The organism is Sporosarcina sp., assembly GCF_029257255.1.
Lineage (GTDB): Bacteria > Bacillota > Bacilli > Bacillales_A > Planococcaceae > Sporosarcina.
Genome location: NZ_JARICI010000020.1, coordinates 1 through 15274 on the forward strand (window position 1 = coordinate 1; position 15274 = coordinate 15274).

The following is a 15274-nucleotide window of genomic DNA, read 5'->3' on the forward strand; positions in this document are numbered from 1 at the left end:
CTGGCATCATTTAAGATACTCATTTTTGTTTATGTCACCGAAGTGCACAAACTATTTTCGTTAACGTTTTGCTGTTCAGTTTTCAAGGTTCATGTCAGTCGTTTTTTTGACTGTTTCATTACTATAACAAATGATTTTTATAGTGTCAACAGTTTTAAACAATTTATTTCAATAAATGCTAATAAAATTTCATTTTCGCTAAACTGTTAAAAAAAACCGCTTCTCTCTATATAAGAAAGAAACGGTTTTCAACAAGTATTTTCTATTTGATAAAAATGAAATAAAGAATAAATATCACGAACAATCCATACATGATCGGATGGATCTCTTTTCTTCTTCCGCTTACAAGCATCGTAATCGGATAAAATACGAAGCCAATTGCGATCCCTGTCGCAATACTGTATGTCAGTGGCATTGCAATGATTGTAAAGAACGCAGGCACAGCTATTTCAAAACGATTCCATTCAATATTTCCTAATGTAGAGACCATCAGAACACCTACGATAATTAAAGCGGGTGCAGTAACTGCCGGTGTAATGACCAATAAAAGAGGAGAAAAGAATAAAGCTAACAGGAATAGAACGGCTGTGACGATTGAAGCGAATCCTGTTTTTGCTCCTGCTGCAACACCAGCTGTTGATTCTATATAAGATGTTGTTGTAGATGTACCCATTACAGCACCTGTCACCGTTGCCAATGAATCTGCCAGCAATGCTTTGCCTGCACGCGGCAGACGGTCATTCTTCATTAATCCTGCCTGTGTGGCTACCGCCACCAATGTACCTGCCGTGTCGAAGAAGTCGACAAACAAGAAAGTGATGATGATAACAAGAAACTGAGTCGTCATTAATGAAGACGGGTCGTTTATAATTGCATCGAAAGCCGCTCCGAATGTCGGCGTAACCGGTGGGATTTTATCTACAACTTTATGCGGGACTTCTATTAAGCTGACTAGCATACCTAGAACAGTTGTCATGATCATTCCATAGAAGATCGCACCTTTAATTTGGCGCACCATCATAACTATAGTAATAACTAATCCAAAAATCGCCAGCAACGTAGGGCCAGAAGTCAAATCACCAAGTCCTACTAATGTATTTTCGTCACCTACGATAATTTTGGCGTTTTGCAGCCCAAGGAAAGTAATAAACAAACCAATACCAGCGCCTACAGCGAATTTTAATTGAGCAGGGATCGCATTGATAATCATTTCACGCAATCCAGTTAATGAAAGAATAATGAAAATTAATCCAGAAAATAGAACACCGGTTAGCCCTGTCTGCCATGGTATTCCGTATGTTAAAACAACTGTAAACGCAAAGAAGGCGTTTAATCCCATTCCCGGCGCTAATCCAATTGGGTATTTAGCTATTAACCCCATGAACAATGTACCGACCGCGGCAGATAGTGCTGTCGCAACAAAGACAGCTCCTTTGTCCATTCTCATGGAATCGGGCAAATCAGGTATTACATCCAGTGATAACATGATCGGATTGACTGCTAAAATATAAGCCATTGCCAAGAATGTAGTGATTCCGCCAATAATTTCACGGCGGTAATTCGTGCCTAGCTTATCAAACTCAAAATATTTTTTCATGGCGACCTTCCTTATGCTCATTATGTAAAAAGAGGCATACGAAGTAAGTTCGCATGCCTCTAATCCAGCTAAATAGAAAATACTTATCCTATTTAGGGATCGTAGTCGAAACATTTACGGCGTTTCGGTAGAGACTTCTGGGCCATATCCCCAGCGTATACGATCATATTCACTTGTTGATTGATTACATTTTATTTCCACTCAATAATATTACTTCAAATATACGAACAGTGCAATAGCAGTTTAAAAAAGACTTTTTAAGTCTAAATGACGATTACCCATTTTTTCTATACTTGTTTTTAAATCTTTTATCACAGCTTTTCTCGCAGACGTCGTATGTCTTTCCTTGGGGAGAGACCAAATTTACGGCCGTATTCCCGACTGAAATGAGATGGACTTTCATAACCTACATTAAATACCGCCTCAGCCGTCTCCATGTTTTCCGTTAAAAGCAATCGTCGTGCAATCGCTACCACTTCCCCATTCAGTTCGGCACTATTCCTTGCTTCCTTCTTCCAGATGAATTCAAATAAAATCCCCAGCTTGTGATAATTAACTGGGGATTTCGTTGGGTAAGTTATGTCTGAAAAGGAGTACTACAAACCGAATGAGAAAGTTAAAATTTACGTTGTACGTTTACTATTCTTAAGACAACTTGTAAAAGCAAATAATGGGACCGACTCTATTAACTCATTCGATATACTTATATTGTTACGAAACTTTTATTGACTAAATTTATACCTCACCATTCAATTTACATCTTTTATGGTTAATTCTTGTTCTGGTGTAAAACTAACGTAATAATTAAAAACTTCTTCCCCTTTGACGACGCTTCTATACCCTACTTCAGCTAAATAATAATCGATAGATTTACTATTCAATTGCTTCTGTATTTCCTGGCTCTGTTGTAACATTTGTTCTTTCGTCAAATCGCCTTGTTCAATTTCAAGCATAATGAGAATCGGCTTTGGTGTTTTCAATTGCGGCGTCCATTCCTTGGAAACTTTGTTGTATACGGCCACGTCAGTATCCACTGAATCGACTTGCGGCACTTTTTCCTGGAGGAGTGTTAGAATATACTGCTCCGCCTCGGCATTTAGCTTTTCGGATGCCTCTTTGTCTATGTTGGATTCATGGATCGTATCACTAAAAACTTCATAAGGTTCGAGAGCAGAGACATAGAACGGATAGGTGGTTTCAACTGCTATCGGATCCTTTTTCACTACTTTAAAAAGATACGTGCCATCGGACCATCCATATCCTACAGACCGCTTGATCTCGTAGTCCATATCCGGGTAAGTTTGTTCTAAAAACTCTTCCAGGCTCTCCCTTGCTTTGTGTTTGTCAATTGTATTTCCGCTCATTTGTATGTAAGCGAACACTATGACGGCAATTAGTGATAGGGTAATCACACTGTATATTATTTTCTTTTTCATAATTAATTTTCCTCTCTTATTTTAAGAATGCAGAAGCCGATAATGATTCCGATAAAAGTAAACAGCAGGTGGACAATTAAGGCCGTCAGTGCTATTTGAAGAGCTTCCCAAAAATTTTCAGCATAAAATTCTCCGAACCAATCCGTCATATATAACAGGCAATTCCATATGAAATTCGGTACAGCCGCAAGTAGGACGGCAACGAGGACCGAGCGGTAAAACAGATACGTGACCGCACCCAAAATGGAATAGGTCAGGATAAAGCCACTATTGTCATTCATAAGGGTCGTGCTCATCGCCAATATAAAGGCAATTGCTACAAAGAAAATCTGTATTGTCGTCAATTTCACGGTTATATTCCGAATCATTTTTTTAGAAGCATCGCCGTCCCTTACTTCCACGGGCAGTGGAAGTTGTGATTGCTCTGCGATGCGGCCGCATTCTCGGCAACTTTTCAAGTGCTCCTCGATAAATTGTTTTGTCTCCACCTGCAACAAGTCTTCTTCGTATAATGGCAAAAGGTCTTGCACAATTGTACATTCGTTGCTCATAAAGTCACCTCCATTAATTTTCGAATTTTTAATTTCAACCGATGAAAAGTTACACGCGTATAGTTCTCTGATTTGCCGATCAAGATGCCAATCTCTGAAAAACTCAGCTCTCCGTAAATGCGCAGCAATATGATTTCCCTTGATTCATCATCTAATTTCGAGATATGAAGTAAGAGTATTTTTGTGTCTTCTTTAATTTCTGCCAACTCTTCTATTGAATGGATTTCAGTCTCTGGAATTCCTGCAAGTTTTTGCATTAAGCTTTGCTGATACTTGTTTTTTCGGTAATACTTTTTTAATAAATTAGTTGCAATCGAGAACACCCAAGTCGTCAAGGTTGAATGTCCATTATAAGAGACAATATTTTTACATGCCTCGTAAAAGGTATCGTGACAAAGATCTTCAGCAGTCACCCGATTTCCTGTCTTGTAATAAAAAAACGCATAGATTTTCGGATGTATCTCTTCATATTCTTCCTCAAGCTTATTCATAACTGCCCTCACTTTCTTGTTGTTCATAGTATTAATACCTCGACCATCCATTTCGTTACAAGTTTTTAAAAATTTGATCACTTGTTCGAAATTCCGCCCACTTAAAGTGGTTAACGTTTAAATGGAATCACGAATCGTTTTGATCTTCCAGCGAAGGAAAGCAGTGAAATATGCCGCTCTCATTGAGCCATTGGGTTGTTCTTCAAATAGATCAAGCAACATGTGAAAATCAAACACTTTTACGGGATGAGCGAAAACGCGGTGATTTTCAACTGTATTTGAAAAATCATAATGCAGAGTTGTGCAACGAGAAATACACAATGTTACAACGTGACATGGAGCCTCTGCGAGCATTTGACGCTATTAATCTTTTATCTATCATTCCATAGATCTCTCTTAACTGGAGTTTTAAAGGTTTGGGAACACAGCAAACTAATCACAAACAATCGGGCGCACTTCTTGAATGATAGTATGTTCATTTTTCAGAGTAGAGAAAATCTTATAGAACGATTAAGTAACTTATATAACTTTTCTCAGTCTAACAATTTAAGAAGGGAATGTGAGAGTAAATACATTTCAGAAAAAGAGTATCATTTTTGAAAGGAGAGAATAAATTGAAAAACTTATGTTTCATTTGGAAAGGGATATTGTTACTAGTACTAGTTTTCCTACTTACTGCTTGTAATGGAGAAACAAAATCTTCCGATACAACTAAAAAGGAAGCTGAAGCTGAATCGATATCGTCTTCTACATCCGGACAGAAGCCAAACGCTCTAGAAACACGCCCGGCAGTTAAAAGCTTTGAAATGCTAACATCTAAGGGAAATCAGACACTGGAGGCTACTTTACATCAAGGGGAAGGGTTTTCTTTGTATGTCTTCGACAAATTCACATTTGACGCAACTGAGAATCGCCTATCATTAAGTGGTAATCCGGAATATTACGTCGACATTGAACCACTGCCATCCGCTTATGATTTGGCTAAACTTGAAGTAGCGGGTAAAGAAGAGCTACTTCAATTCGGTGAGGTGTCCAATTTTAGCGGTGAGTTGCTCGAACATCCTCTTGGTTTCGCAGATCTCTACCTCCAAGTTTCCGGAACGAAAGGGATTAGCGATTATATTGTGTGGACAGCGGAATCAGGCGATGCTTTTTTATTCCGTCTTCATAATCCTAAAGGGGAGGATGTATCCGATTTCGCTGGACCCATTCAGATTTCCCTATCTACCGTACAAAGTGAATAAAGCACTGTCCATTCTGCCCAATTCGAAAAAGCACGCTGAACCCGAACATAGTGCTGTTCGGTTGATTAAACTAATCTTACTCAAGAAAACCGGGCTAAATTGTGAAGGACAATTTTTCAAGGGAAATCGGATAGTTATATTACCCTAAATCGCAATACCAAGTTAGCCACTAAGGTAAGATTCTTACATCAAAGGGCTGTTCGTTAAATAACATAGGCATCAAATTTGGTATCACAAAATAAAAAAGCTTGGAGATAACCCACTAATAATGGGATCTCCAAGCTTTTTATAATATCTATAACTTTATTCCCACTCAATTGTGCCAGGTGGTTTAGCCGTAATATCATATACTACACGGTTGACCTGATCAACTTCGGATGTAATACGTGTACTGATTTTTTCAAGCACTTCCCAAGGAATACGTGCCCAGTCAGCTGTCATTCCGTCTATAGAATGCACTGCACGGATACCGATTGCGTAATCATAAGAGCGCTGTTCATTGCGTACGCCTACACTGCGGATATTGGGCAGAACTGCGAAGTATTGCCAGATCGCACGGTCAAGACCTGCTTTTGCGATTTCATCACGCAAAATCCAGTCTGCATCGCGAACGATATTCAGCTTTTCTTCTGTAATTTCACCAAGTACACGAACCCCGAGTCCAGGACCTGGGAACGGTTGACGGTGAACGATTTCTTGAGGGAGTCCAAGCTCAGCTCCAACTGCACGCACTTCATCCTTGAATAACGCACGAAGAGGTTCAATCAACTCGAAATCCATATCTTCTGGCAGGCCGCCTACGTTATGGTGAGATTTAATTGTCGCAGAAGTTGCCGTCCCACTTTCGATAATATCAGCATAAATCGTTCCCTGTGCCAAGAATTTGATACCGTCAAGCTTAGCGGATTCTTCATCGAACACATAAATGAATTCATTACCAATAATTTTACGCTTTTGCTCAGGGTCTGTAATACCTTCAAGCTTGCCCAAGAAACGTTCGCGTGCATCAACTTTAATGAAATTCATGCTGAACTGTTCACTAAACGTTTTCACTACGCTTTCTACTTCGCCTTTGCGAAGCAAGCCGTGGTCCACGAAGATACATGTCAGCTGATCACCGATTGCACGGTCGATCAGAGCTGCCACTACTGAAGAATCTACACCGCCACTCAAAGCACAAAGTACTTTGCGGTCTCCGACAGTTGAGCGGATCTTGTCCACTTCGATTTCAATGAAGCGTTCCATCGTCCAGTCGCCTTTTGCTTTACAAATCTCGAATACGAAGTTGCGTAAGAATTCTTTTCCGTTCTCTGACTGATGATGTTCAGGATGGAATTGAATACCATAGACCTTTTGTGCGTCGTTAGAAATCGCTGCAATATTGCCAGCAGAATCTTTTGCACACGCAGTAAATCCTTCAGGTAGCTGTGCAACTGAAGAACTATGACCCATCCATACACTTTGCTTCTCCGACTGACCTGCAAACAAGCTAGACGCTGTATCCGCAGTAACTGCTTCCTCTTTAAAATCACTATCCGCAGTTTGCCCAAGAGAACCACCAAGGTGTTTGACGATCAGCTGTGTACCATAGCTGATACCCAATACTGGAATTCCCAATGTGAAGATTGCAGGGTCCACATCATATGCTGCGTCATCACCGATAGAAGCAGTTCCACCGGAAAGAACGATACCAACTGGATTCATATTTTTTAATTCTTCTACAGTCGTAGTATGTGCGTGAAGCTCGCTGTACACTCCGAAATCACGGATTGTACGAGTGAAGAGCTGATTATACTGACTTCCGTAATCAAGTACCACGATCTTTTCTTGTTCGACTAGCAAAGGAGCATTTGACAACTGATCCACCTCTTCCATTGTAATAGTGCCGATTGATTCCCCAATTATAAAAGACGCGTAAGAAAGTAACTTTCCACGCGCCTTTTCCGCTAACGAATACAAACCTTTATACGTCAGCAGTCAACGTTCGTTATAGCAAGATATATCGAGGTCATATCAAGCATCAATTCGTTACATATTTTACGCACATTTCATGAAAAAATCAAGAAGTAGTAGTAATAATTAAATCTTCCCAAACTTCATTTAATTTATTCCAATCATGCGCCACTTGATCATTTCCATATATTCCTTTTTCATAGGCATCTGTTAGTATGCGCATCTGCTCCCCGCCATATCTTGTATCAACTGCAGCCGCATAAATTGAAAGCGTCATACCAGGCTCTTTCGGAAAGCCAATCCGTTTCAGTTGCTGAAGCAGCTCTATATACTGCTGTTCAAATTTCCCCCACCCATCCGGACGCTTGCGAAGCTGTTTAATCCGCAACGCCGGCAGCCAGCTTGTCCGCTTGGAATAGCCGAGCACTGAACCGACGGCCAATAATACAGCTAAAACTGCATATAGCCACCACTGCGTAAAGAACCACTTAAGATTTTCTAGCTGCTTGCTAAACAGCGGCGAAGAAGAATCGCGCTTTTTCTTCTGCTCTTTGTTTTCTACTTTCGGTTTCACAGGCTGCTTGATCATTTGCTCTTCTTTTTCACCTTTTGAGGTATCAAATTTAATTTCTGTAGGATGTGTAAAGCCGATTGTCGGTTCAAACGGCATCCAGCCTATTTCTGGAATATAGGCTTCCACCCAGGAATGCGCCTCGTCGTTTGTTACGCGATAGACACTTTTTCCAGATGATTTAAATGCAGGTTTTCCCGGGGCAAACCCCTTTACCCAGCGAGTGGGAATACCTGCTGAACGAAGCATAACAGCCATCGAAGTAGAAAAGTTATCGCAATATCCTTTTTTCGTATCAAATAAAAACTGATCTACATAATCCTCATCAGGTCCCGGCACAGCTACATCCTGCGTTTCATAGACGAAGCCATTCCTCTTGAAATACTGTTCCACTGCTTTGACTTTGTCATAGACGCTTGTTTCTTCTTCCGTAATGGATAAGGCTAATTCTGTCACACGATCCGGCAACTCAGGCGGCAGTAGCAAATAGCTTTCCAAATCCTCCTGGACCGTTTCATAGGCAAGCATTTCTGCTTTTTCCAATTCAGACATTTTGTATTTGGGAGTCTCATATCCCACTTCATACTGTCTCAATTCCTCTTGTGCGCCCATCAGCAGATACATACGATTTGCTTCCGTTTCGCGCATGATGGAAAGCGATTCAGGATAGAAGATTGTTCGCGCGCCATAAGGAGTGACTAAAAAAGGAAGCGGCTGTTCAAAACGCAGATTCGCATAAGACAGTTGGGTATCTTCATTGCCTAAAAAATCTTCATTGGTATGCAAGATCTCGGAATCTACCTCACTGTTTTGAATCCAACCTTTTGACGTATAGGTATCCTTTGTCTCAATCCGCCAATACTGCCGCTGTTTCACATCCGCTTCAAACACTATTTGATGGTCCTGAATAAAGGCACCGCCCAGCTGTGAATCATCCGGATCATAGCCAGCTCTGGACACACCGCCTTTCTGACCGTCCTCCCCGCTCATCGATAATAAAAATGGTACAGGATCTGGCCAAGCCGGCGGATAAACCGGCAGCTGTCTTGATACCAATCCGACCGTCGCAATCAATAAGAGCAAAGGCAACGATAGAAGGAGCAAGCGTTTCGGGCGCAGAGTTGTGCGCTCTCCTGCAGCCAGCTTGATCAGCGTCAGATAACCGACAATGAGCAGTCCAACCATCATAATGCGTACAATGGAAGCAGACGCGTCATACGGACTGAATGTATCAAGAAGCGCAATAAACACAACGGTGATGGCAAAAAACATCATCATGCTATTGCGCACTTCAATCCAATGGCGAATTAAATAAGCAATCATCCAAATCAATGTATATAACAAAAGCGTTCGAAACAGATTGGACAGTTCCCCTACATGACCCTGAAATAAATGAGAGAAGTTCTGTTTAATATCAGTAAAAATTAGACCAATTGTTCCAGTCGATAACATAAGCTGACCAAAGTATATGTAATGAATTGTCCAAACAATATACAGCAGTTGGATAATCGCACTCAGCCACCACGTCACATCAAATAAGGCCAGAACGAAGAACAGAATCAAATAAATTAGGAAAAGCGATGGATAGCCAAAATCCGTCAGCTCCATTATCGGTATAAACCATTCCCAAAGCAAAATGACGCTCAGTATATATAAAAAGAGCAAGACCTTCCAGTTCATACGACTTTTCTTCATGAAGTCACCGCCTCTTTTAACGCTGAGGAAATATTGGCTTTGCTGATCAACTGAACTTTGATTCCCAGCTGTTTCACCTGTTGAATTACAGACTGTAACTCTTCCGAAACTTCTGTGGTTGTCACGAAACAAACGATAGAAGACGGATTTGGATACGATTGAAGGACAGTCTGAATGAATTCCAGCCGCAGATTCCCTGTAACTACTAGCAGGATATTCCCCTGATCAACTTTCAGCCTAGGAAGCTCAGAATGATTTGTCTCATCCGGCTGCATTTTCGCTAGATGAATCAGTGCCTGTTGCGTGCTTTCCGCCGAATGAATCATAGGAAATTGTGCTGGATTTTTTCCTGCAATCAGCAGAGTGAGCATCGCATGATGGTCTTTTGCAGAAACCAATAGGGAAGCAGCAAACTCAAGTCCCTCTTCAAAATCAGGCGACGCATTTGCATCCAGAAGGACCGTATACTGCTCAGATTTCTGTTCATCAAATTCTTTCGTCATCAATTTATTCGTACGTGCAAAAGACTTCCAATGAATCCAGGACATCCGGTCACCCGGCGCATATTCTCGTACACCTGAAGGCATCGCAGCATCCTTCGTCAGTGAATAAGCAGATGCTTTCTTCCCTTCATTCGCACTGGAAGAAGCTGACTGATAAAACAGCTCCGTTAACTTCGGATAAACTAAAAACGAATCCTTTATCGCAAACACCCGACGCTTTTTGATCCAATTAAAAAAATCGACTGTCTCTATTTCTACAGCCTTCAGAGTATATTCTCCACGCTGAATATTCGTTAATGTATAGGAGAATTCATGTTGCCTTTTAAATCCCCATAATACAATTTCCTGTGTTATTCGCTCACGTTCCGCGTGTTCTCTCCGGTCCGTAATTACGGTATATAATAAGGGAAATGGCAGCTTTCGCGTTATACGCAAACGGATTGTTACCTTGCCTTCACGCGTTAACCTTCGTGTTGTCATCTTTCGTTCCACTTTCAGATCACTCAGCGGATAAAAAAACAGCAGGATGGAGTACAGCACAAAAGGGAGCAGCATATAAAAAATAAACCAGCTGACAAAACTGCCTTGAAACTTTGCGAAAACATAGGCTGCTACACCGATTCCGATTACTCCCGCAATACTGCTGATTGATTTCATTCGCTTCATACTATGAACGACCGCTGGACCGGCACTTCCAGACGCGTCAGTACTTGCTGAATGAGTTCGCCAGGGTCCACTCCTTCATAGACAGCTTCAGGACGCAAAATGAGACGATGAGAAAATGCAAAAGGAGCTAAATACTGAACGTCATCCGGCAAGACATATGTACGGCCTTTTACAAATGCATACGCTTGGCATGCTTTCATTAATGCCAATGAACCGCGGGGACTCACACCGAGCGACACCAAGTCATGGTGTCGCGTTGCTTCTGCGCAATCTACAATATAGGAAACAATCGTATCGTCTACAACCACTTTCTGAACTTCTTCCTGTAACTCAAGCAATTCCTCAACCGATAGAATGGCGCTGATTTGATCAATTGGCAATTGCTGTTCGGCGCGTTTCAGGATGTCCATTTCCTGCTGCTTTGTCGGATAACCCATTTTCAGCTTGAATATAAAACGGTCCATTTGCGCTTCAGGTAATGGATAAGTCCCTTCATATTCAATCGGATTCTGTGTAGCCATAACGAAAAACGGTTTAGGCAACTGGATTGTCTTGCCGTCAACGGTAATAGATGATTCTTCCATCCCCTCTAGTAAAGCGGCCTGTGTTTTTGGAGAGGTACGGTTTATTTCATCCGCCAGTACAATATTGCCGACTAACGGACCGGGGCGAAATTCAAACTGCATCGTTTGCGGATTGTAGATCGACACACCTGACACATCGGATGGTAATAAATCCGGCGTAAACTGTATTCGCTTAAACTTCGCACCGATGGATGTTGCAAGCGCTCTCACCAGCATCGTCTTTCCTACTCCCGGCACGTCTTCGAGCAGAACATGTCCGCCCGCCAGCAGTGCTGTAATACTTAATTCCGCGATTTCTCGCTTGCCGACAATCACTTTTTCAATATTCGTCAGTACTTGTTCGATCCACCTTGAATGCATGTTATTTCCCCCTTATTTCCCTAACTTGCTCCGTTCTAGTATATGAGACTATCATACCTGAAACGACTAAGTCCCACAAACAGAAAAAACTGCCGCCTTCTATTTACTAGAAGGCAGGCAGTTTTCATTTCCAGAAATCATCAAATACGGTAATCGGCAAATGCCGCTTATGAGCAGAACGCAAATAATGTCCTTCTATTTGCTTTCTAGCCTCATCAGATACTTTTTTGCCTTCTAAGTAATCATCGATTTCCTCATATGAGACACCTAAAGCAATTTCATCGGGGATTGCTGGTTTGTTTCCCTCCAGATCTGCCGTTGGAATCTTATTGTATAGGTGAGGGGGACAGTTCAGCACTTCCAACATCTGTCTCCCCTGTCGTTTATTCAAACGGTAAATCGGCATCAAATCTGCTGCGCCGTCACCATGTTTCGTATAAAATCCTGTAATTGCTTCAGCTGCATGATCTGAACCAAGTACAACAGCGTGATGCACCGCCGCTACTGAATACTGGACTTTCATACGCTCCCGGGCTTTTTCGTTCCCTTTATCAAAGTCGGTAATGTGCAAACCTGCATTCGCAAGTGATCGTTCACTGGCATCCACCGCTTCTTTGATATCAACAGAATATACAACCGACGGACGAATGAAATGTAATGCGTCTTGACAGTCATCTTCATCAAATTGGACTCCGTATGGCAGACGCACTGCATAGAAGCGATACTTTTCATTCCCTGTCTCTTCATTCAGTTCATCAATAGCCATTTGTGCAAGCTTGCCGACTAAGGTGGAATCCTGTCCACCTGATATTCCTAATGTGAGTCCTTGCAAAAAAGTATGCTTTCTCAAATAGTCCTTCATAAAGTCAATGGAGGTTCGGATCTCTTGCTGCGGATCGATTTCAGGCTTCGCACCTAACGCGTGGATAATTTCTTGCTGCAATGTCAACGTTCCCACTTCCTTTTTCAATTATTTGTTGTAGTTGGCCACCATTTCATGCACTTCTTCTATATTACGTCGTTTATTGTCCCAGCACTTCTGGCTGAGATCGACAGGATATTCTTCCGGATTCAATGAACGTTTGTACTCTTCCCATAATAACGTTAGATTCTCATACGCAAATGAACGGATCTCATGCACTTCAGGGTTTTCATAAATCACTTCGCCGTTTTTTATGACTTGCTCATGAAGGTTTACCGCTTTAAAGTTCGTAACAAATTTCGAAATGAATGTGTGTACGGGATGGAACATTTTGATACGTTTTTCCTGCGTTGGATCTTCATCATGCATCGTAATGTAATCACCTTCTGCTTTGCCGTTTTCCAGATCGATAATTCGATACAGCTTTTTACGTCCCGGTGTCGTGACCTTTTCTACATTCGCAGAGATCTTAATCGTATCTTCCATCACACCATCGCTGTTTTCAATCGATACGATTTTATAAACCGCTCCGAGAGCAGGCTGGTCATAGGCAGTTATCAACTTCGTACCGATGCCCCATATATCCACTTGCGCTCCCTGAGCCTTTAAGTTAAGAATCGTATATTCATCCAAATCATTCGAAACGACAATTTTTGCATCTGTAAAGCCTGCTTCATCCAGCATCCTGCGTGTCTCTTTCGATAAGAACGCGATATCTCCACTGTCGAGGCGGACGCCGATGAAATTGATACTGTCTCCAAGTTCTTTTGCTACTTTTATAGCTGTCGGTACACCGATCTTCAGCGTGTTGTATGTATCAACTAAAAACACACAGTCTTTATGGCGCTGCGCGTAGACTTTAAACGCTGTATATTCATCCTTATAAGCTTGCACAAATGAATGCGCATGTGTGCCCGAAACCTCTAATCCGAAACGTTTCCCGGCGCGTACATTACTCGTTGATTCTACGCCTCCGATCACAGCCGCTCTGGCTCCCCAAATCGCTGCATCCATTTCTTGTGCTCTGCGACTGCCGAATTCCATCACAATATCGTCTTTCACGACTTGTTTGATACGGCTTGCTTTTGTCGCAATCAGCGTCTGATAATTGACGATATTAAGCAATGCTGTCTCAATCAGCTGTGCTTCAATCAAAGTTGTCTCAATACGGATAATCGGTTCATTGGCAAAAACAAGCTCTCCTTCTTTCATTGAGTAGACATCGCCTGTAAAACGGACACCTTGTAAGTATTCCAGGAAATCCTCTTGAAAGCCGAGCTCTTCTTGTAGATAAGCCAAATCACTCTCTGTAAATGAAAATTCCTGCAAGTACTTTAATACATGCTCAAGTCCAGCAAAAATCGCATAGCCGTTTCCAAACGGAATTTTTCGGAAGTACAGTTCGAAAACCGCTTTTCGTTCGTGAATACCGTCCCCCCAATAAGATTCTGCCATGTTGATTTGATAAAGGTCTGTGTGCAGCGCCAAGCTGTCGTCTTTATATGATGAAGTCATAATGGTCTCCTTCTTCCGATACAATGATGGTCTTATTATACACTATTTCCCCTTTTTCTCCGCAAAGTAACCATCTTCAGCTTAAATTACATATGAAACTTTTTCCAGACTGTTACGTAATAGAAACAAGGAGTGATTATTATGCAAACAATACTATTGGTAGTAGTTATGGCTGGCTTAGGATTTATGATTTTGGGTAAATTAGAGGCAATCGAAAGAAGACTGGCTAGACAGCAGTCGATTTTGGATCAATTAACTCAGGACTTACCGGAAATGCCTCCTGACAAGGAAGTCGTTGCACTGATTGCAGAAGGAGAAAGTATACAAGCTATAAAATTGGCGAGGGAAGTTTACGGGTTCTCTTTAATAGAAGCAAAGCAGTATGTTGATCGTTTAAAAAAGGATATGTAAAGTAAAAGAAGAACACCTTTCCCCATTTGGAAAAGTGTTCTTTGTTTACGTGAGGAATTAACAATCCTCAATCACAATATAAGCCGCCCTTACAGGACCATGTACTCCAATTACTAAATTCATTTCAATATCCGCCGAGTTACTCGGTCCGGTGATGAAGTTAATGCAAGAGGGCACTTGTTCTCCGCTGTCGATTTTCTCCCGGATTAAATCAGCTGCTTGTGTAATTCTTGGTACAAGTGTGCTCTTTGGAATAATAGCGATGTAATTCGTTGGCAGTAAACTGACAGAACGTCCTTTATCGGAACTACTTAAAAGTACTACAGTGCCTGATTCCGCGAGAGTCAGATCACTGAATGTGATGCCAATATTTGCTTGTTCGGCCAGCTCCACATTCCGTTCGCCAAGTTCAGCCTGCCATGTATGGACTTCTATATTTTCCGCCGGCCAATCACTTTCAATCAAACGGGTCAGCCCGTATTCTTCAAAGCGCTCATCATTCCAAAGCGACAGCGGACCTCCGCCATATAGTTTGACCGCATTGTCTAAAGCTGCGGGAAGGTCCACGAGCTTGGTTTCAATTAATTCCGTATGAATATGTTCACATTGATTGCGCAGTACATCAAGCAGCTCATCTGTGGAAGCACCCGTTAATACCTTTCGTTGCGGCTGGTGTTTCCATACAGGTTTCTCTACCTGCGCTTTCTGTGCTCTTCCCAGTTGAGATGCAATACCGCTTAAGAATGCTTCACGATTCTGAATGGTGCCTGTCATG

The 15274-nt window shown here is 41.7% G+C and carries 13 protein-coding genes, 1 pseudogene and 1 riboswitch; of the genes and pseudogenes, 2 read left to right on the top strand and 12 right to left on the bottom strand.

The window, feature by feature from the left end; all coding sequences use genetic code 11:
- Positions 1 to 262: 262 nt before the first annotated feature.
- From Q1J64_RS04950 to Q1J64_RS04970, 5 genes and pseudogenes are all read right to left on the bottom strand, one after another.
- Positions 263 to 1597 carry an NCS2 family permease gene (locus tag Q1J64_RS04950; RefSeq protein ID WP_301107978.1) on the bottom strand — a complete coding sequence of 445 codons (1335 nt, stop codon included), beginning with the start codon at positions 1595 to 1597 and terminating at the stop codon, positions 263 to 265.
- A gap of 82 nt (positions 1598 to 1679) precedes the next feature.
- Positions 1680 to 1780, bottom strand: a riboswitch (purine riboswitch).
- Between the two features lie 128 nt (positions 1781 to 1908).
- Positions 1909 to 2061, bottom strand: a pseudogene (locus Q1J64_RS04955) (helix-turn-helix domain-containing protein); the annotation flags it as partial.
- A gap of 285 nt (positions 2062 to 2346) precedes the next feature.
- The gene (locus tag Q1J64_RS04960; RefSeq protein WP_301107979.1) at positions 2347 to 3033 is read right to left on the bottom strand and encodes a YfjL-like protein; all 687 of its coding nucleotides are present in this window, start codon (positions 3031 to 3033) and stop codon (positions 2347 to 2349) included.
- Positions 3034 to 3035: 2 nt separating this feature from the next.
- Positions 3036 to 3584, bottom strand: a complete 549-nt coding sequence (locus Q1J64_RS04965; RefSeq protein WP_301107980.1) for a zf-HC2 domain-containing protein — start codon at positions 3582 to 3584, stop codon at positions 3036 to 3038.
- The gene (locus Q1J64_RS04970) at positions 3581 to 4075 is read right to left on the bottom strand and encodes an RNA polymerase sigma factor (RefSeq protein WP_301107981.1); all 495 of its coding nucleotides are present in this window, start codon (positions 4073 to 4075) and stop codon (positions 3581 to 3583) included. The genes Q1J64_RS04965 and Q1J64_RS04970 overlap by 4 nt, the downstream gene beginning before the upstream one ends.
- A 614-nt stretch (positions 4076 to 4689) precedes the next feature.
- On the opposite strand from Q1J64_RS04970, the gene Q1J64_RS04975 reads away from it, so the two are divergent.
- A complete protein-coding gene (locus Q1J64_RS04975) occupies positions 4690 to 5319 on the top strand; it encodes a DUF8580 domain-containing lipoprotein (RefSeq protein WP_301107982.1) in 630 nt (209 codons plus the stop codon).
- Between the two features lie 303 nt (positions 5320 to 5622).
- On the opposite strand, the gene guaA is transcribed toward Q1J64_RS04975, so the two are convergent.
- From guaA to Q1J64_RS05005, 6 genes are all read right to left on the bottom strand, one after another.
- Positions 5623 to 7194: a glutamine-hydrolyzing GMP synthase gene (gene guaA, locus Q1J64_RS04980; protein ID WP_301108059.1), complete on the bottom strand. Its 1572-nt coding sequence runs from the start codon at positions 7192 to 7194 to the stop codon at positions 5623 to 5625.
- A gap of 184 nt (positions 7195 to 7378) precedes the next feature.
- Positions 7379 to 9538, bottom strand: a complete 2160-nt coding sequence (locus Q1J64_RS04985) for a transglutaminase TgpA family protein (protein WP_301107983.1) — start codon at positions 9536 to 9538, stop codon at positions 7379 to 7381.
- Complete coding sequence (locus Q1J64_RS04990; protein ID WP_301107984.1) at positions 9535 to 10707, bottom strand: DUF58 domain-containing protein; 1173 nt, start codon at positions 10705 to 10707, stop codon at positions 9535 to 9537. Before Q1J64_RS04990 ends, Q1J64_RS04985 begins: the two co-directional genes overlap by 4 nt.
- Complete coding sequence (locus tag Q1J64_RS04995) at positions 10704 to 11651, bottom strand: AAA family ATPase (RefSeq protein ID WP_301107985.1); 948 nt, start codon at positions 11649 to 11651, stop codon at positions 10704 to 10706. The genes Q1J64_RS04990 and Q1J64_RS04995 overlap by 4 nt, the downstream gene beginning before the upstream one ends.
- Before the next feature lie 124 nt (positions 11652 to 11775).
- Entirely contained in the window at positions 11776 to 12600 is an 825-nt protein-coding gene (gene nadE, locus Q1J64_RS05000) for an NAD(+) synthase (protein ID WP_301107986.1), read from the bottom strand.
- A gap of 21 nt (positions 12601 to 12621) precedes the next feature.
- Complete coding sequence (locus Q1J64_RS05005) at positions 12622 to 14088, bottom strand: nicotinate phosphoribosyltransferase (RefSeq protein WP_301107987.1); 1467 nt, start codon at positions 14086 to 14088, stop codon at positions 12622 to 12624.
- A 141-nt stretch (positions 14089 to 14229) separates the two neighbouring features.
- Between Q1J64_RS05005 and Q1J64_RS05010 the strand changes: the two genes are divergently transcribed.
- Entirely contained in the window at positions 14230 to 14499 is a 270-nt protein-coding gene (locus Q1J64_RS05010; protein WP_301107988.1) for a hypothetical protein, read from the top strand.
- Positions 14500 to 14556: 57 nt separating this feature from the next.
- Here Q1J64_RS05010 and Q1J64_RS05015 read toward each other — a convergent pair whose 3' ends face one another.
- Complete coding sequence (locus tag Q1J64_RS05015; RefSeq protein ID WP_301107989.1) at positions 14557 to 15273, bottom strand: LutC/YkgG family protein; 717 nt, start codon at positions 15271 to 15273, stop codon at positions 14557 to 14559.
- Position 15274: the final 1 nt, after the last annotated feature.